The 18,629-nt window shown below is 36.8% G+C and carries 22 protein-coding genes; all 22 read left to right on the forward strand.

The window, feature by feature from the left end; translation table 11 throughout:
• Window positions 1–6: 6 nt before the first annotated feature.
• Window positions 7–732, forward strand: coding sequence for a precorrin-3B C(17)-methyltransferase (gene cobJ, locus AACL61_RS06250; RefSeq protein ID WP_102816741.1), 726 nt, complete (start codon window positions 7–9; stop codon window positions 730–732).
• On the forward strand, window positions 729–1,487 hold the full coding sequence (gene cobK, locus AACL61_RS06255) for a precorrin-6A reductase (protein WP_339111136.1): 759 nt from the start codon (window positions 729–731) through the stop codon (window positions 1,485–1,487). Before cobJ ends, cobK begins: the two co-directional genes overlap by 4 nt.
• A complete protein-coding gene (gene cobA, locus AACL61_RS06260; RefSeq protein ID WP_339111137.1) occupies window positions 1,477–2,871 on the forward strand; it encodes a uroporphyrinogen-III C-methyltransferase in 1,395 nt (464 codons plus the stop codon). Before cobK ends, cobA begins: the two co-directional genes overlap by 11 nt.
• The gene (locus tag AACL61_RS06265) at window positions 2,864–3,652 is read left to right on the forward strand and encodes a sirohydrochlorin cobaltochelatase (protein WP_102816738.1); all 789 of its coding nucleotides are present in this window, start codon (window positions 2,864–2,866) and stop codon (window positions 3,650–3,652) included. Before cobA ends, AACL61_RS06265 begins: the two co-directional genes overlap by 8 nt.
• Window positions 3,645–4,358 carry a cobalt-factor II C(20)-methyltransferase gene (locus tag AACL61_RS06270; protein ID WP_102816737.1) on the forward strand — a complete coding sequence of 238 codons (714 nt, stop codon included), beginning with the start codon at window positions 3,645–3,647 and terminating at the stop codon, window positions 4,356–4,358. The genes AACL61_RS06265 and AACL61_RS06270 overlap by 8 nt, the downstream gene beginning before the upstream one ends.
• Window positions 4,342–5,088 (forward strand): energy-coupling factor ABC transporter permease, encoded by a 747-nt coding sequence (locus AACL61_RS06275; RefSeq protein WP_102816736.1) that lies wholly within the window; start codon window positions 4,342–4,344, stop codon window positions 5,086–5,088. Before AACL61_RS06270 ends, AACL61_RS06275 begins: the two co-directional genes overlap by 17 nt.
• Window positions 5,085–5,390 (forward strand): energy-coupling factor ABC transporter substrate-binding protein, encoded by a 306-nt coding sequence (locus AACL61_RS06280; RefSeq protein WP_099979807.1) that lies wholly within the window; start codon window positions 5,085–5,087, stop codon window positions 5,388–5,390. The genes AACL61_RS06275 and AACL61_RS06280 overlap by 4 nt, the downstream gene beginning before the upstream one ends.
• 20 nt (window positions 5,391–5,410) lie before the next feature.
• Complete coding sequence (gene cbiQ / locus AACL61_RS06285; RefSeq protein WP_102816735.1) at window positions 5,411–6,088, forward strand: cobalt ECF transporter T component CbiQ; 678 nt, start codon at window positions 5,411–5,413, stop codon at window positions 6,086–6,088.
• Between the two features lie 11 nt (window positions 6,089–6,099).
• Window positions 6,100–6,903: an energy-coupling factor ABC transporter ATP-binding protein gene (locus AACL61_RS06290; protein ID WP_102816734.1), complete on the forward strand. Its 804-nt coding sequence runs from the start codon at window positions 6,100–6,102 to the stop codon at window positions 6,901–6,903.
• A gap of 76 nt (window positions 6,904–6,979) precedes the next feature.
• Window positions 6,980–8,482: a cobyric acid synthase gene (locus tag AACL61_RS06295; protein WP_102816733.1), complete on the forward strand. Its 1,503-nt coding sequence runs from the start codon at window positions 6,980–6,982 to the stop codon at window positions 8,480–8,482.
• Between the two features lie 16 nt (window positions 8,483–8,498).
• Complete coding sequence (locus AACL61_RS06300; RefSeq protein WP_102816732.1) at window positions 8,499–8,957, forward strand: precorrin-2 dehydrogenase/sirohydrochlorin ferrochelatase family protein; 459 nt, start codon at window positions 8,499–8,501, stop codon at window positions 8,955–8,957.
• A gap of 2 nt (window positions 8,958–8,959) precedes the next feature.
• Window positions 8,960–10,225, forward strand: coding sequence for a glutamyl-tRNA reductase (gene hemA / locus AACL61_RS06305; RefSeq protein WP_102816731.1), 1,266 nt, complete (start codon window positions 8,960–8,962; stop codon window positions 10,223–10,225).
• A complete protein-coding gene (gene hemC / locus AACL61_RS06310) occupies window positions 10,215–11,132 on the forward strand; it encodes a hydroxymethylbilane synthase (RefSeq protein ID WP_339111138.1) in 918 nt (305 codons plus the stop codon). Before hemA ends, hemC begins: the two co-directional genes overlap by 11 nt.
• A 5-nt stretch (window positions 11,133–11,137) precedes the next feature.
• Window positions 11,138–12,109 (forward strand): porphobilinogen synthase, encoded by a 972-nt coding sequence (gene hemB / locus AACL61_RS06315; protein WP_102816729.1) that lies wholly within the window; start codon window positions 11,138–11,140, stop codon window positions 12,107–12,109.
• Window positions 12,090–13,424 carry a glutamate-1-semialdehyde 2,1-aminomutase gene (hemL, locus tag AACL61_RS06320; RefSeq protein ID WP_102816728.1) on the forward strand — a complete coding sequence of 445 codons (1,335 nt, stop codon included), beginning with the start codon at window positions 12,090–12,092 and terminating at the stop codon, window positions 13,422–13,424. The genes hemB and hemL overlap by 20 nt, the downstream gene beginning before the upstream one ends.
• A gap of 61 nt (window positions 13,425–13,485) precedes the next feature.
• Window positions 13,486–14,076 carry a bifunctional adenosylcobinamide kinase/adenosylcobinamide-phosphate guanylyltransferase gene (locus AACL61_RS06325; RefSeq protein WP_102816727.1) on the forward strand — a complete coding sequence of 197 codons (591 nt, stop codon included), beginning with the start codon at window positions 13,486–13,488 and terminating at the stop codon, window positions 14,074–14,076.
• An 8-nt stretch (window positions 14,077–14,084) separates the two neighbouring features.
• Window positions 14,085–14,846 carry an adenosylcobinamide-GDP ribazoletransferase gene (locus tag AACL61_RS06330; RefSeq protein WP_102816726.1) on the forward strand — a complete coding sequence of 254 codons (762 nt, stop codon included), beginning with the start codon at window positions 14,085–14,087 and terminating at the stop codon, window positions 14,844–14,846.
• Window positions 14,843–15,433 carry a histidine phosphatase family protein gene (locus AACL61_RS06335; RefSeq protein WP_102816725.1) on the forward strand — a complete coding sequence of 197 codons (591 nt, stop codon included), beginning with the start codon at window positions 14,843–14,845 and terminating at the stop codon, window positions 15,431–15,433. Before AACL61_RS06330 ends, AACL61_RS06335 begins: the two co-directional genes overlap by 4 nt.
• A gap of 34 nt (window positions 15,434–15,467) precedes the next feature.
• A complete protein-coding gene (locus AACL61_RS06340; protein WP_102816724.1) occupies window positions 15,468–16,178 on the forward strand; it encodes a uroporphyrinogen-III synthase in 711 nt (236 codons plus the stop codon).
• Window position 16,179: 1 nt separating this feature from the next.
• Window positions 16,180–17,232: a nicotinate-nucleotide--dimethylbenzimidazole phosphoribosyltransferase gene (gene cobT, locus AACL61_RS06345; RefSeq protein WP_180977152.1), complete on the forward strand. Its 1,053-nt coding sequence runs from the start codon at window positions 16,180–16,182 to the stop codon at window positions 17,230–17,232.
• A 288-nt stretch (window positions 17,233–17,520) separates the two neighbouring features.
• Complete coding sequence (locus AACL61_RS06350) at window positions 17,521–17,901, forward strand: DUF4430 domain-containing protein (protein WP_102816722.1); 381 nt, start codon at window positions 17,521–17,523, stop codon at window positions 17,899–17,901.
• Window position 17,902: 1 nt separating this feature from the next.
• A complete protein-coding gene (locus AACL61_RS06355) occupies window positions 17,903–18,436 on the forward strand; it encodes an ECF transporter S component (RefSeq protein WP_339111139.1) in 534 nt (177 codons plus the stop codon).
• The last annotated feature ends 193 nt before the right edge of the window (window positions 18,437–18,629 follow it).

Below are 18,629 nucleotides of genomic sequence, written 5' to 3' on the forward strand. Positions count from 1 at the left end.
TTGAAAATGTTATATGTAGTTGGATTAGGACCTGGATCAAAAGAATTGATGACCGAAGAAGCACGAGAAGTAATCGAAAAGACACATACAATTGTCGGTTATGCAACTTATGTGCGGTTAATTGAGGATATGATCGATGGAAAAGAACTTGTTGTTACCGGGATGCGGGGCGAAATTGAACGGTGTAAAAAAGCCCTTGAGATCGCCGCAACCGGAAAAGATGTTGCAATTATTTCTAGCGGGGATGCTGGAATCTATGGGATGGCTGGTTTGATTTTGGAACTTGCCGGTAAAATGGATCAACATGTTGATATTAAAGTGATTCCGGGTGTTACAGCAAGTATTGCAGCTGCTGCCCATTTAGGTGCGCCACTAATGAATGATTTTTGTCATATCAGTTTAAGCGACTTGATGACACCATGGGAAGTTATTACCGAACGTGTCGATGCTGCAGCTAAAGCGGATTTTGTAATTTGTCTCTACAATCCACGGAGTAAGGGTCGTCCACACCATTTACGAAAGGCCCTCGACATTATCTTGAAATATAAGTCACCAGATACAATTGTTGGAATTGGGAAAGATGTTGCACGACCAAAAGAAATCGACAAAGTAACGACGATTGCTGATCTTGATGAAACAGAAATTAATATGACTTCAATTGTAATTGTAGGTAACAAAAATACTTATGTTGAAGATGGACGGATGATTACTCCACGAGGTTATACACTATGATTTTACTATTAGGTGGCACAACTGAAAGCTTGGAGGTAGCAGATAAATTAAGCGATGCAAAAGTTCCATTCATTATCTCGGTCATTAGTGATTATGGGGCTGAGTTAGCGGCGAAACATGGGGAAAATGTTATTAAAATTACCTTCACTACTGAAAATTTCCCCTCATTTTGTTGTGATCACCATATCAAACTTATTTTAGACGCAACCCATCCCTTTGCCCGAGTAATTTCAGAATTAGCAATTAATGAAGCGAAAAAACTTAAGATTCCATATTTAAGATTTGAACGTCCAAATAATTACAGTAAAGATGCAAATCTTAAACTGGTTAATTCATTAGAAGAAGCTTGTCAGATATTAAAGAAGGTAAAAGGGAAAATATATTTGTCAACTGGTAGTAAAACTGCCCCCACTTATGCTGAGCAGTTAGGAGTTGATCGTTTGCATGTCCGCGTTTTACCGACAGCTAAAGTACTGGAAAAACTAACTAATGCTGGGTTCATCGCTTCACAAATTGATGCCATTCAAGGTCCGTTTTCAATGGCCTTAAATATAGAATTATTTAAACATGCTAATGCAAAAATTGTGGTGACAAAAGAGAGTGGTCGCCAAGGTGGGGTTCAAGAAAAGATAGCTGCTTGCCAGCAGTTAGGAATTCCCTGCATAATTATTCGTCGGCCACAAATAGACTATCCACATATGGTTTCGAGTTTACAGGAATTGAAGAAGTACTTGGAGGAGAACGATGAATGGTAGAGTAACACTTCTAGGTGCTGGACCGGGTAATCCAGAATTATTAACGTTAATTGGCAAGCGGCGATTAAATGAAGCGGATGTTGTTTTGTATGACCGGTTAATTGATCCTTCATTATTAGCATTTACAAATAATGAGGCGGAATTGATCGATGTTGGAAAATTACCCCTACATCATAAGGTTAAGCAGTCAAAAATCAATGAAATGTTAGTTGATTACGCTAAGCAAGGTAAAAAGGTCGTTCGACTAAAAGCTGGAGATCCTTATGTCTTTGGCCGGGGTGGTGAAGAGGCACAGGTATTACAACAGTTTGGTGTTAATTTTGAAGTTATTCCAGGGATTACTAGTGCAATTGCTGGGCTAGCTGCAGCAGGGATTCCCATAACTCACCGTGACTATGCTTCAAGCTTTCATATTATCACTGGTCATCATAAAAAGAATGGTCAGCAACTGGACTGGGAAAATATTGCTCACCAAGAAGGAACAATCGTCTTTTTGATGGGAATGGCACAACTCCCTAATATTTGTCAACAGCTAGTCGAACATGGTAAGTCATCGCAAACATCTGTAGCAATAATACAGTGGGCTACTCAATGGCGACAAAAGATGGTTATTGGCAATTTGGAAAACATCAATGAATTGGCTGCTCAACATCAACTTTCATCGCCAGCATTAATTGTTGTAGGTGAAGTTGTTAGATTAAGTAAGCAATTAAATATCAATAAACCATTGACTGGTGTGCATTTATTAATTCCCTTTAGTGAACATCAGCGTCTTTTCAATGTATTAGAAGATTTAGGTGCAACTGCTGACTTTTACCAGCGTGCTTTAATCAAGCCATTAAAAGTAAATCTTCCGTCCGTTGATGACTATGATGCGATTATTGTGGATGATGTCCCTGCTTATCATCAATTTGTTACCCTATTAATAAAGAATGAAATTGATGTTCGGCAACTTATAGGTAAAAAAATTATTGCCGGTAATCATCGAGTGGCTCAGGCATTACAGAAAACAGGAATCCTAGCAATAAAAGACATACCACAAGATATACCAGCGAAAAGAACCATTGAGATTGGTAGCAGTAAACCAACGTATAATATTGGGACTTTTCTTAGCTTATATGGAAAAAATAAACGGTCGCTTGCATTACCGTTTGACCTTGAGGAATTCAGTGCAGTCATCTTTCCAAGCACTGCTAGTATAAATGATTTTTTGTCTTCATTAAGTAAAGAACAGCTATCCCAGATATCAATGTTAAAAGCATTTACAATGGGGGAAAAAGTTCAACAAGCTGCAAATCAAGCTGGCTTTGGTCATGTGATTATGTGTCCACCAGACATAAAGAAAACTGTTATTCAGGTCAAGGAGGAATTTATACATGACTAAAAAAGCAATTTTAGCAGTAAGTTTTGGAACAACATTTCCAGAAACACGACAAAAAACAATCGGGGCAACAGAAAAAGCGATTGGGGATGCATTTCCGGACTATGACGTCTTCAGAGCATTTACATCTAGGATCGTTCGGCAACGAATTGAAAAAAATGAGAGGATTCAAATTGATGATGTTGATACAGCATTATCAAAATTATGTGATGAAGGTTACACAGAAGTATATGTTCAATCTTTACATGTTATTCCGGGGATTGAATATAACTTAGTATGGGACGCAGTTAATCGTTATAAAGAGAAGTTTTTGACGATTAAAGTAACAGCACCTTTATTAGAGACATTTGAAGACTTTCAACACTTAGTTGCATTCCTGCAGAAACAAAGTGAATATTTACCATCTGGGAAAGCCGTTTTATGGATGGGACACGGAACCGCGCATAGTGCTTTTACAACTTATGCTTGCTTAGATCATATGTTATATGGTTCCAAAAGTTATGTCGGTGCAGTGGAGAGTTATCCAGATATTAATGACGAAATTAAGCGTCTTCGTCATGCCCATATTAATAAGGCTTATTTACAGCCATTAATGATGGTTGCAGGAAATCACGCTCATAATGATATGGCTTCGGATGATCCTAAGTCATGGAAAAGTATCTTAAAGGAGAATGGAATAACTGCCCATCCTGTATTGAAAGGATTAGGCGAATTCCCAGAGATTCAAAATATGTTTATTACAAAGCTAAAGACGGTTATTAGAGAAGGTGGTCAAAATGGCTAGTTTTTATGGGATCGGAGTTGGTCCTGGGGATAGCGAACTTTTAACGGTAAAAGCAGTTAATACAATAAAAAAACTTGATATTTTGTATGCTCCCCAAGCTCATAAGGGTGGCAGAAGTGTAGCTGAAAATATTGCTGCATCGTATTTACCAGCGAACTTAAAAATAAAACGACGACACTTTCCAATGACTAATGATTGGGAAAAGAAGATAAAAAGCTGGCAAGAAATTGCTGAAGAGATTGCTAAGGATGTTGAAAATGATAATAATGTTGGTTTTTTGACCCTTGGTGATCCATCTGTTTATAGCACTTTTAGTTATATTGCCGAAATGTTAGCGGAGCGGATTGATATTCAGACGATTGCGGGAATCTCGTCATTTAGTCAAATTGCCGCAAGTTTCTCTGTACCCCTAATGTTAGATGAAGAAAGCCTTGAAATTATTCCAGCGACTGCTGATATTACACAATTAGAAAAAGCAATCGACCTTAACAATAATGTGGTAATTATGAAAATTGCTACTAGGTTTGCTCAAGTCTATAAAATATTGGAACAGCGTGACTTATTGAGTAAAACGATTGTTGTTGAAAATGCCTCAATGAAAAAACAAAAGAAGCAACGATTAATTGACTATTCAGTTAATGATAAACTTCCATATTTTTCTACGGCTTTATTAAAGAAGGGAAATAAAAATGTTAAAAGTAATTAAAAAATATCGCAAGTTTATTACTTTTCTTATGATTGGACTAGTTTATACCCTTGCTTATCCTGCTACAGCCCATGCTATGCACATTATGGAAGGGATGCTTCCGCCACGCTGGTGTATTTTCTGGTATGCGGTATCACTTCCATTCTTCATTTACGGTCTTTATCGAATGTACAAGATTGTAAATTCTGGTGTTCCTAATGCCAAGGTAATGTTGGCCCTTTGTGGTGCGTTTGTCTTTGTTTTATCCTCATTGAAACTACCTTCAGTAACTGGTTCTTGTTCGCACCCTACTGGAGTTGGCCTAGGAACAGTTTTGTTTGGCCCCGGAGTAATGTCAGTTCTTGGTGTTATTGTGCTATTGTTCCAAGCATTATTATTAGCACACGGAGGTATAACAACCCTTGGTGCTAATGAATTTTCAATGACAATTATTGGCCCAATTGTTGGTTATGCGGTTTGGAAATTATGTCGAGCAATGAAAGTTAGTCGTTCAGTTTCGCTATTTCTTTGTGCAATGTTTGCTGACTGGTCTACGTATGTAACTACTGCTTTTCAATTAGCAATTGTATTCCCTGATCCGAATGGTGGAGTAGCAGCAGCGCTAATCAAATTCCTAAGTATTTACGCTGTTACTCAAATCCCATTAGCAATAGCAGAAGGATTGCTCACAGTTATTGTTTATAACTTAGTAATCAGTAACGATTTATGGAAGGAGTCAGCCCTACAATGAAAAAACGAACAAAAACTAATATTATCCTAGCAATTTGTGTAATTCTTTTGGTATTAATTCCTTTCATCTTTGTTAAAGGAGAATATGGCGGGAGTGACGACCAGGGAACAGAACAGATAAAGAAATTTGATCCAAGCTATAAAGTATGGGCGCACCCCGTTTGGACACCACCGTCGGGAGAAATCGAAAGTTTACTGTTTACTGTGCAAGGTTCATTAGGGACAGGAATTATTTGTTATTTTATCGGGGCTGCTCACGGTAAGAAGAAAGCTCAACAAAATAAACAGACTGCAAACCAATAGTAAAGGCTGGTGAATTATTAATGTTGAGTATCGATAAATATGCTTATGAAAATCGAATTGTTAATTGGTCGCCAAAGTTAAAAGCTTTTTTATGGTTAGTAGGAATGGTTTTAGCTTTTCAACCGATTCAATGGATTAAAGTAATTGTTTTATTTGCAGTAGCAGGTATCACCATTTACGTAACTAATGTTGCATTTAAGCGTTATATTAATTGGTTTTATGCAATTATTCCTTTTGTAGTTTTAAGTATTATTGGAATCGTTGTAACTATTTCTTCTCAACGCTCTACGCTTATTGGACCGATAAAACTTGGGAATGTTTATCTTGGATTGGCAAAAGTAATGATGCCTAAAGCGGGGCAAGTAGCATTGCAATGTATGACAGCAATCGTTTGTACGTACTGGTTTGCGTTAACAACCCCGTTTATCCAAATCTTGCAGGTACTAAAAGCAATGCATCTGCCACGGGTAATGATTGAAGTAACAATGCTAATGTACCGGTTCATCTTTATCTTTATTGATGCTTTTGAGCAGATTCACCGTGCTCAAAAATTACGCTTTGGTTATGATTCAGTTAGCTTAATGATTCATTCATCTGGAATTTTAGCCAAAATGTTGTTTGAACAAGTCATTATAAATTACCAAATGATGACCAAAGCACTCGATGCCAAGCTATATAATGATGAGTTTTACCTTTAGGAGGAGCGATAATGATTGAATTAAAGCATGTCAGCTTTAGCTATGATGATAAGCATAAAATCTTGGACGATATTTCGATGAAGCTCGGCCAAGATAACCAATCAGTTATTGGCATCATCGGACATAATGGAGCGGGGAAATCAACGCTTTTCCTGAATTTGGTTGGTGAATTAAGACCAACAGCTGGTGAAATTTTAGTTGATGGGAAAAAGGTAGACTATTCCAAGAAAGGGTTACGTAACTTAAGGCGCAAGGTGGGGATTGTTTTTCAAAATTCTGATCAGCAAATCTTCTACTCAATAGTAAAAGATGACGTTGCGTTTGCTTTGCGAAATTTGAAAGTTTCTAATGATGAAATTAAGCAACGTGTCGAAAGAGTATTACGTGAATTAGATATCTCTAACTTAAAGGATCAACCTATTCAATACCTTAGTGGTGGTCAGAAAAAACGGGTTGCCATTGCTGGTATTATGGTGATTGGCTCAGAATGGATCTTACTTGACGAGCCGACTTCTGGCTTGGACCCAGATGGTAGGCTAAGAATGAAAAAGTTGATAAAAAAGTTAATTGCCAATGGTCAAAAAATAATTCTCTCCAGTCATGATATGGATTTTATGTATGAAATGTGTGATTATTTTTACCTTTTGGGGAATAACCGGATCCTTAAAGAGGGAAATAGGGAAAATGTTTTTAATGATGAACAGTTATTAAGGGAAAATAACTTGGAACAACCGTGGCTAGTTAAGATTCATCAAAAATTAGGATTGCCTTTATATACAACGGAACAGGAATTATTTGCCAAACAAGGTAAGTAAACATATAAAAACTCAAAGGCCGAACTTTATAAAAACAGCCTTTAGTACATAGATTAAATTTAGGGGAGGAAATGTCATGACAGTGCAGTCAATAATGTTTCAAGGAACGGCATCTGACGCTGGGAAAAGCTGGTTGGCCGCAGCAGTTTGTCGAATCTTGGCTAATCGTGGTCAAAAGGTTGCACCATTTAAGTCGCAAAACATGGCTTTGAACTCATTTATTACTGATAAAGGGGATGAAATGGGCCGGGCGCAGGTTTTTCAAGCAGAAGCAGCAAAAGTTAAGCCAGATGTCCGGATGAACCCAATCTTATTAAAGCCATCTACGGACAAAGATTCTCAGGTTATTGTAATGGGGAAAGTGTTGGAAGATATGGATGCGGTTAGTTATTATCGATTCAAGAAAAAACTAATCCCACAGATTATGGCAGCGTATAATACATTAGCTGCTGAAAACGATGTGATGGTCTTAGAAGGAGCAGGAAGTCCCGCGGAAATCAATTTAAATGAAAACGACATTGTTAATATGGGGATGGCGCGAATGGCTGATGCACCAGTAATCCTTGTTGCAGATATTGATAAGGGCGGAGTCTTTGCTTCAATTTATGGAACGATTAAATTAATGCCTCGAGAAGACCAGCAGCGAATTAAAGGAATAATTATTAATAAGTTTCGCGGTGACAAGTCCCTGCTAGAATCTGGGAACAAGATGATTGAGAAACTTACAGGAATTCCAGTGATTGGTGTTTTGCCAATGAGTAACGTTGATATTGATGAAGAAGATAGCGTATCCTTAACTCGTAAGCCACGACAAAAGGATAAGCAAAAAGACCTGGATGTTGCAGTAATCGATCTTGATAAGATCTCTAATTTTACGGATATTCATAGTTTGAAAATTCAATCGGACGTTTCAATCCGGTATGTCTTAACAGCAAATGAGCTTGGTACTCCCGACTTATTAATTATTCCGGGAAGTAAAAATACGAATGAAGATTTAGTAGCCTTACGTAAAAATGGCCTTGCAGATGCAATCTTACGTGCTCATCAGGACGGAAGTATGGTCATTGGTATTTGTGGGGGGTATCAGATTTTAGGACAAATGTTGTATGATCCCACAGCGATTGAGTCGCCAATTAAAGAACAAAAAGGTCTCGGGTTACTTGATACAGAAACAACTTTTAATGAAAAAAAGACAACAACTCAGGCGATTGCTAGGCGAAATAATTATATTTTAAAAGGTTACGAAATTCATATGGGAACAACAAAATGTGGTCCAAACTCAACACCATTCTCAACAATCCAGGAGACAAACGGTCAACCAGAAAATCGTGAGGACGGAGCAGTTAGTACTGATGGAACTGTAATCGGTACCTATCTTCACGGAATCTTTGATAATCCTTATTGGACGCGACACTTGTTAAACCGGATTCGCGCAGCAAAAGGGATGGCACCATTGGTAGATACTACTGTTTCGATTAGTAATTATAAAGATCAACAATATGAAAAATTAGCCCAACTATTTGCCCAGAATGTTGATATGGATAAGTTTAATCAAATATTGCAAGACTCAACGAAATAATAAAGGATGATAAATTATGCAATCTCCATATCCAATTATCTTAAACTTAACCGATAAAAATGTAGCTGTTGTCGGCGGAGGAAAAGTTGCATATCGTAAAATAAATAAGTTATTGGCAGCCGGGATTCGCCCAACTGTTATTAGTCCTCTTCTGTCACCTGAAATACAACCTACCCAAATTAATTGGATACCGGATAAATACCAGCGAAAATATGTTGAAAACATGGATATTATTATTACTTGTACTGATGATAGGGCAGTTAATGATCAGGTAAAAAAAGAGGCGACTCATTTTCAACTAGTGAACAATACTAGTGATAAGACTAATTCAGACTTTTATAATCTAGCAACGATTAAGACCAATGACATGTTTATTAGTGTCTCAACAATGGGAAAGTCTCCAAGTGCAGCTAAAAAAATGAAAAATGAGATTAAAGAATGGATAAGCCAAAAATTTCATAAGGAGTTTGAATAAAAATGTATTTGATGTGTGTAAGCTTAAATTATCATCAATTACCATTAGATTTACGAGAAAAGTTTTCTTTTACAAAAGAAGAAGTCCCCAAGGCAGATAAGCTATTAAACGATGAGAAGAGTATTCTGGAAAATTTGTTGGTCTCAACGTGTAATCGAACAGAAGTATATGCGGTTGTGGACCAAATACATACAGGTCGTTACTATATCAGACGCTTTTTAGCAGAATGGTTCCATTATACAATTGATGACTTTACAAAGTTTGTTACCGTTACGACAAAAGAAGCTACTGCTGAGCATTTATTTAAAGTAATCACTGGCTTGGATTCTTTAATTAAGGGAGAACCGCAAATACTAGGTCAGATGAAAGATGCTTTTCAGATTGCAACAGAGGAGGGAACTACTGGCGTAATTTTAAATCACTTATTTCGGCAAGCAATTACATTTTCTAAAAGAATGCATACAAAATACCGTGTCAGTGAATTAGCACAGTCGTCAGGTCAAGTAGGACTTCATCAGATTAAGACACAGTTTGGCTCGCTTGATGGTAAGACCTTAGCAGTTGTTGGACTAGGACAAATTGGAAAACATACTGCATATAATGCAAGCAACATGGGCTTTAGTAAAGTGTTATTGCTCAACAGGACAGATAGCAAGGCTGAGCAGGTGGCTACAGAACTGCAAGGAGTAGTTGAAGCACGTCCATTTGACCAGCTTGCAGCTGTCGTAAATAATGTTGATGCCGCTATTTTTGCAGCTACGGTTAAGCAACCGTTATTTAAGGCCAATGAACAAACGAGTACGATGATTGTTGACCTTGGTGTTCCACGAAATGTAGCAATTAACAGTACGAAATTAAAATATTATGATATTGATCATGTGCATATGATTTTAAACTCCAATGATGAAAAACGACGAGTAATGATTCAAAAAATTGCTAATGAAATTCCCCAAGAAGTTAATGGCTTTTATATTTGGGAAAAGCAGCTGCATATTGTTCCAGTGATTAGAGGCTTACGGGAGCATTCGTTGAGGATTGAAGGCGAGGCATATGATAGTTTACTCCGCAAGTTACCTGAATTAGATGCGCATGAACGAAAAGTAATTAGTAAGCATATGAAAAGTATTGTTAACCAAATGATCAAGGGACCAATTAAAGAAATTAAGGAACTATCAGTAACTCCAGGTGCTACGGCTGATATCGACTTTTTCTGTAAAATTTTTGGTATGGATAATTTGAAAGTAGAGAATCAAAATAATGACGAATAAAGTAATTGTTGGTAGTCGGAAAAGTAAACTAGCAATGGCACAGACAAAATTGGTAATTGCTAGTTTGGAAAAGCTTTTTCCAGAAATAGAATTTGAAATAAAAAACGTGATTACTGAAGGGGATCGCAACCGGCATGCTAGTCTTGCCAAAATCGGCGGGAAAGGTGTTTTTGTTAAAGAGATTGAAGACGAACTAAAAGATGGCACGATTGATTTTGCAGTTCATAGTCTAAAAGATGTGATGCCAGTCCTTCCAGAAGAATTAGTTCTAGGGGCATTTCCGAAACGAGTATCTTCCTATGATTGTTTAGTCAGCCGGCAAAATTTTTCATCTTTGAATGACCTTCCTAAAGGTGCACGCGTTGGAACTAATAGTTTACGTCGCCAAGGACAATTATTAAGTATCCGACCAGACTTAAAAATTATACCTATTAGGGGTAATATAGATACTAGATTAAAGAAAATAGACACAGAAACGCTTGATGGTATTGTTTTAGCTAAGGCGGGGCTAACAAGATTAAATGTTGATTTAAGCGGTTATCATGTTTTGAACCTGCAAAAATATATTATGCCAGCAGTTGGGCAAGGCTGCCTAGCAATTGAATGCCGAAAAAATAACGCTAGAATTCGCCAAATGCTTGATCAAATTAATGATGAAGAATCAGCTAGTTGTGTACAGATTGAGCGTGAATTTATGCGGGAATTGGGTGGAAGTTGCGATTTCCCAATTGGTGGTCATGCCTATGCAGAAAATGGACAGATCCTATTTGATGGATTGATCGCTTCCCCTAATGGTGAACATGTTATAAAAGAAACAAAAGTACCTGCCAATAATCCTGGAGTCGGTAAAACTGTGGCCGATCAATTATTGGCTAAGGATAAATTTGGAATTATTGAAGGAGAATAGGGACTATGTTGCAATTTGATCGTCATCGTCGTTTACGTACTAACGCTGCCATGCGTGATTTGGTAAGGGAAACACATCTAAACAAGGATGATTTAATTATGCCAGTCTTTGTTGATGCAACAATCAATGGCCGGGAAGAAATTTCATCAATGCCAGGAATTTATCGTTATAGTTTGGATTCAATTCTTGATGAAATTAAGGAAATCGTTGAATTGGGGATTAAATCCATTATTATTTTTGGTGTTCCAGAAAAGAAGGATGAAGTTGGAACCGGTGCCTGGGAAGATGATGGTATTGTTCAACAAGCAATCCGGTTAATTAAAAAGAATTACCCAGAATTAATCGTTATTGCAGATACGTGTCTATGTGAATACACAAGTACCGGACACTGTGGGATTCTTAAAGATGGTGTAATCTTGAACGATGAATCATTAGAATATCTAACTAGAACGGCAGTTAGTCAAGTAAAAGCTGGAGCCGACATAATTGCACCGTCTAATGCGATGGATGGATATGTTGCAGCGATTCGCCAGGGACTTGATGAAGCAGGTTATAAAAATACACCAATTATGTCCTATGCTGTAAAATTTGCTTCATCATTTTATGGTCCATTCCGTGACGCTGCTGATGGTTCACCTAAAGAAGGACCTAAAGATCGAAAAACATACCAAATGGATCCAGCTAATCGCCTAGAAGCATTGCGTGAAGTAGCTAGTGATGAAAAAGAAGGTGCTGATTTTGTGATGGTTAAACCAGCAATGGCCTTCTTAGATATTATGCGTGAAGTTCGTAACCATACTTTATTACCACTAGTTGCATATAATGTTTCCGGTGAATATGCAATGGTTAAGGCAGCTGCAGCTAATGGCTGGATTAATGAGGACCAGATAGTTTATGAAAGTTTGGTTGGAATGAAACGAGCTGGGGCAGACTTAATTATTACTTACTTTGCCAAGGATGTTGCTAAAAAACTTTAATTTGTTAGGTGGGTTTATTTTGAGTAAATTAAATACAACAAGATCAAAGGCAGCTTTTAAGGAAGCACAAAAGTATATGCCAGGCGGGGTAAATAGCCCTGTACGAGCATTTAAAAATGTTGGTGGCGATCCTTTATTTATTGACCACGGTAAGAACGAATATATTTATGATATTGATGGTAATAAGTACATTGATTATGTTCTTTCGTGGGGACCACTAATTTTAGGACATGCAGATGATCATGTAGTTGCAGAGCTAGATAAGGCGGTTGCTAAAGGAACGAGCTACGGGGCACCAACCCTTCAAGAAACTGAATTGGCAAAAATTGTTAACAAGATTATGCCATCAATTGAAATGATTCGGATGGTTTCATCTGGAACAGAAGCAACAATGAGTGCGATCCGATTAGCGCGGGGTTATACGCATCGTGAAAAGATTGTTAAATTCGTAGGAAACTATCATGGCCATAGTGATTCACTATTAGTTGATGCTGGATCAGGATTAGCAACTTTTGGGATCAATACTTCACCTGGTGTTCCTGATGATCTAGCTTATGATACACTTACCGTTGCCTATAACGATGTTGCAGGTGTTAAGAAGCTTTTCGCTGAACGTGGTGATGAGATTGCGTGTGCGATTGTTGAGCCAGTAGCCGGAAATATGGGTGTTATTCCGGGAACACAAGAATTCTTACAAACTTTACGTGACGTTACGAATGAACATGGCGCACTTTTAATTTTTGATGAGGTCATGTCGGGTTTCCGGGCAGCATACCATGGAGTTCAAAGCCTAGTCAACATTACGCCAGATCTAACAACTTTAGGTAAAGTAATCGGTGGCGGCCTTCCAGTTGGTGCTTTTGGTGGACGTCGTGAAATTATGGAAAACATTACACCTGCTGGGGATATTTATCATGCTGGAACATTATCTGGTAATCCATTAGCAATGACCGGTGGAATCAGTACTTTAGAACAATTAACACCAGATGATTATGTCGAAATGGACAAAAAAGTTACTGCTCTAACAGAAGGAATTAAACAGGCGGCTGATAAATATGGTGTACCAATGACGGTTCATCATGTTGGTACAATGTGGAGCTACTTCTACAACAGTGATTCAATTAATAATTTTGATGATGTTAAAGCTTGTGATCAGAAGTTATTTGAAAAGTGCTTCTGGGAATTGTTAGCTCATGGTGTATATGTGGCACCATCACAATTTGAAACTAACTTTATCTCAACTAAACACACCGATGAGGACATTGAAAAGACAATTGCAGCATTTGATGCAGCATTTAATGCAGCAACCAAGTAAATAGAATATTTAGAGGGCTGTGGCAATAGTTGTCACGGCCTTTTTTGAAAGAGTGGAAAAAATGAGAAAAAGTAATTTAACTTTCGTCCTGGGTGGAGCAAAGAGCGGCAAATCAGAGTTTGCAGAACATTTATATTCACGTGATGAAAAAATTTGCTATATTGCAACTGGAGTAGTGAAAAATCCAGACGGTGAAATGCAGCTAAGAATTAAGCGTCATCAAGCACGTCGGTCAAGTAAATGGATAACGTGTGAACAATATCAACAAATAGACGAGCTCATTAAAACTAATTCTCAAGATGGCTACCTCCTTGATGATGCTATTATGCTAGTCACAAATCTTTTTTATGATCTTGTTCTTGCCAAAACAACACCAGATAAGGTTGATGAATATTTAGAGGCAGCTTCCTCCCAGGAAATAGCGAATATCCGGAAAAAGATTCTTGATAGCTGGGAAAAAATATTAAGCGCCCTTGATAGTAGTAAACAATCGATGGTTATTGTTAGTGATGAAGTTGGTTTGGGAGTTGTACCGGCTACGAAACAAACAAGAATTTTGCGTGACTTATATGGTGAAGTTAACCAATTAATCGCTAAAGAAGCCGATAGTGTTTATTTTGTTATTAGTGGGATTGCTCAGAAGTTAAAGTAGGTGAAGTTATGTTAGATTCATTGATTTTATTTGGTCAATTTTTTACAAAGTTAAATATTCCAATCCCAGTTGATGATGCTACTAATAAATTTAAAACTAGTATTCAATACATTACATTATTTAGTTTTTTATTAGGATGTATCGAAGGACTGATCTTTTGGGGATTTACATACTTATTCCCTGTATGGTTCGCATGGATCCTTTACTGGGTTACTGACGGCCTATTAACGGGTGGATTTCATTTGGATGCATTAGCGGATACCGCGGATGGCTTCTTTTCATCGCGAACGTCAGATAAAATTTATACGATCATGAAAGACAGTAGACTGGGGACAATGGGAAGCCTTGCATTACTATATTATTATGTATTAGTAATAGGACTAGGAATTATTATTAGTTTGTATTTTAATTTATTGCACATGGTTTTATTGACCATTTGTTTGACGATGCTGACTAAAACCGGTTTGTCTTTATTATTTTATAAAATGGTTTATCCCAAAAATAAACATGGTCTTTCAAATATTTGGTTAGGAATAAGTACGTGGCGAATTATCGTTGCACAACTTTTTTCCATTATAATAATAGGTTTATGTTTCTCTTGGCAGGGATTAATAAGCTATCTGGCAATCCCAATAATAGCAATTTTTTATCGAAGAAAAATTACAAAAGTATTAGGAGGAACGCCGGGAGATACTTTAGGCGCATTTGCAAGTTTGTCGCCACTAATCTTTTTGGTTGTCCTTACGATATTGACGAGGTTTGGATTATGAAATTAATTTTAGCTCGGCATGGTGAAACAGAATTTAATCGTTTACGAAAATTTTATGGTACTGCTGATGTGAAGATTGATGAAAAAGGAAAAGAACAAGCAAAGCTATTAGCAACAAAAGTGAATAAGTTATATCCAACAGTATTTGTTGTGACTAATTTAAAACGAACAACAGAAACATTAGCACCATTAAAAGAACAGCGTCCCACAGTTCCCACAATCATATTACCGGATTTTGCTGAAAAAGGATTTGGTGATTGGGAGGGGTTAGATGCAGATGAAATAGAAGAGCGCTATCCAGATGAATGGGAAAAGTGGTTAGCAGCACCATTAACTTATACTCCTCCCACAATAGAAGCGTTTAGTGATTTTAAAGAGCGGGTAAATTATGGTTTGCGGTGGTTATTAGATCATACGATGGAAAATGATGTAGTATTTATTGTCGCCCATTTAGGTTCTATTAGAATTATTTATCAAGAATTAGTTGATCCAACAGCGGACTTTTATTCGCTTAAATTTCCGGCATCTTGTTATAGTATTATTAATATAAAAAATGGTATTGTTCAGAATTGGTATCTTAACCAATAAAAATATGTTTAGAGAAATATGAGGAGATAATAAAATGGCAATTTTGATTACTTATCCTAAGAATAAAGTTCCGGTATATTGGCGAATAAAGCTAGAACAAAAAGATGATGTGATTTATTTCCCATTTCGAATTTTGAAAGCGGTTAATTTGACGCGAGAAAGTAAAGAACTTTTACAAAATAGTAAGTTCCTGGCAATTACCAGTCTTTTTGGCGCACAGGTATTTTGCGATCAGTTAAAAAAACTAAATTCAACGGCAACAATTTATGTTCTTAGTAAAAAAATTGAGCAAAGTTTGGAAAAGAAAGTTACTAATCCTATCCAAGTTGCTCCAAGTGAGAATCGCAAATCATTATTAGAAGAATTGAAGAGCAAGCATATTACGGATATTTGTTGGCTTATTGGAGATAAAGCAGAGAAATACTATTCTGACTTTTGGGGATGTAAAATTATAGTTTATAAAAATACATGGGATAAAGAACATGAAGGAAAAGCGCTTAAAATTTTTATGAAACGGCATATTACAAGCGCATTAGTTACGAGTATTTCGAATTTCGATCGAATGTTTGAAATTATGACGAGAGTGGATAGTAATGAGTATCGCAATATTAATTACTATGTTTTAGGAGAAAATACCGGTAATTATATCCAAAAAAAGGGATTAAAAGTTATATATCCTGATAGGAAAAAGCACGTACTTGAAAATGTTTTAGATAACTTATGGCATTATGAGAGGGAAAATTAAAATGAAATTTGATGAAATAAAATTACGATCGCTTGATAAAGAGAAAATGAGCGCAATGCAGCAGAAAATGGATAATCTTGCTAAGCCGGTAAAAGGACTTGGACGCTTAGAAGAACTTGCTGATCACTTAGCAGGAATTTATCGAACAACTGATTTTGATCTTACACCACGAAAATGCTTAGTTTTTGCAGCAGATAATGGCGTTGTCCATGAAGGAGTTTCTGCTAGTCCGCAAAAAATTACAGCGATTCAGGCAGTTAATATGATGAAAGGACATACTACGGTTGCAGTATTAGCAAAAGCCTTTAAGTGTGACTTACAGGTTTATGACATCGGAATTAAAACAGATTTAAATTTTCCGTTGGTTAAAGTTCATAAAATCCGCCATGAAACTGAAGATATGCTCCATCAATCAGCAATGTCGATAGCAGAAGCAAGAGAATCTTTACAATATGGTTTCAATATGGGGATGAAGGCATTTGAAGAGGGGAATCAAGTAATTGCTACCGGTGAACTAGGGATGGGAAATACTACAGCTGCTTCTGCAATAATTGCTGCACTTTTGAATAAGTCAGCAGCAGAAGTTGTTGGACGCGGATCTAATATTTCTGATAAGCGCTTAAAACATAAGGTTGATGTTGTTAATAGTAGTCTTGAACGGGCGGGATTGAAAGAAAAAGAATCACCAGACCCGATTACAGTCCTAAGTGAAGTTGGTGCACTTGAATTGGGAGCCATGGCGGGAGCAATGCTTTCAGCTGGTGCAATGAACAAACCAGTTCTTCTTGATGGCTTTTTATCTTATTCAGCAGCATTACTAGCGAATTCAATCAAGCCAGGAGTAGTAAATTATATGATCCCTACCCATAAATCAAAGGAACAAGGATCTCGAATTGTTCTTGATGCTCTCGGTCTTGATCCTTATATTGATATTAATATGTGTGTTGGTGAAGGAAGTGGGGCCATGATGCTCTTACCATGGCTTGATGGATTGAAGGCGATGCTCACAAATATGAATACATTGCAGGAGATGGACTTCAATTTCATTCCATAAACTCCAAAAAAATACTAAAAGAGCAAAATGCTATTATTACGATTGCTTTAGCAAAGCCTAATTAGTTGTAAAAACTAAATTTTGTTATTTTCTAAACATAAAAGTGCTAATTTTGACAAAAACTAAAAAAACTCAGGATAAAATTCTACTTTTTTATTAATCATGAAAAAAGTAGAATTTATTTGTCTGCTTTTTAATAAACTATTGAACTTTCTCCTAAGTAATTGTACTTTTAAGTTGTAAAAAAACTATAGCGCTTTCAAAAGAAGGCGCAGGAGGCAATAATTTATGAAAAAGTTTAAAGTTTTGAGCTGTATCTTAGCTATGTTTTTGGCATTTTTTATGCTAACTGGATATACAAATAAAGATCAAAAGGGGAGTAATAATACAATAAAAGTTACCTATACTCTTAAACAAGGTAAGAAGACTGTTGCCACAAAAAATACTACTTTAAAGAAAAACGATAAAGTAATTACCGGATTAAAAAAGAATTGGAAAGTTGAAGAAGCAAAGGGGTTCATTACTTCAATTGATGGTAGAAAAGAAAACCAAAAGAAGAGTATTTACTGGACATACACAGTAAACGGTAAAAAAGTAAATAAGTTAGCTAATCAGCAAACTCTTAAGAATAATGATAAGGTACAATTTACACTAGATAAGGCGGAATAGTATGAAAGCGCGATCGCAGGTTGTTAGTAAGCATGATCAAGTTAAACGGATGACATTAATTGCCATGCTTGCTGCTTTAGGAACTGTTTTACGAGTATTTAAGATTATTCCAATTCCTAATGTGCAGCCAGTTACTGATCTAATTATGATTGCAACTTTAATGTTGGGAATTGGTTTTGGAATATCGTTAGCAGTAATGATAATGGTTCTATCAAATCTCTTACTGGGATTTGGTATATGGACGATTCCGCAAATTTTAGCATATGTAGTCTGTGTTGTTACAGTAGCAGGATTAGCTAAAGCAACACCCTTAAAGAAGCATTTCGCTCTTCAATTAATTTTAGCGACATTTTTAGGTTTTGAATACGGATTTATAGTTAGTTTAGGAATGTCGATATATGGGGGCTGGGCTGCTTTTATGGCGTACTGGCTAAGTGGTTTGCTATTTGATTTCTATCATGCGGTTGGTAATTTTGGTTGTTATTTTATCTTGTATAAACCCTTAACAGTTGCGTTTAAACGCTACTTGCAATAATACTAAATAAAAAAGAGACTGGAATTTATCCAATCTCTTTTTTATTTATGTGCGCCCGGCATGGGTATTAGCTAGGCGGTGAGAGTCCGCTATGGGCCGTAGTAGTCGGAACCATGAGCTGAGGACAAGGGTGTCCACTGTGAGGTGGAATCTGAAGGAAGTCTAAGGCAAAGTACTGCACCGATGAACAAGA

Source organism: Limosilactobacillus reuteri subsp. porcinus (assembly GCF_036621895.1).
Lineage (GTDB): Bacteria > Bacillota > Bacilli > Lactobacillales > Lactobacillaceae > Limosilactobacillus > Limosilactobacillus reuteri_J.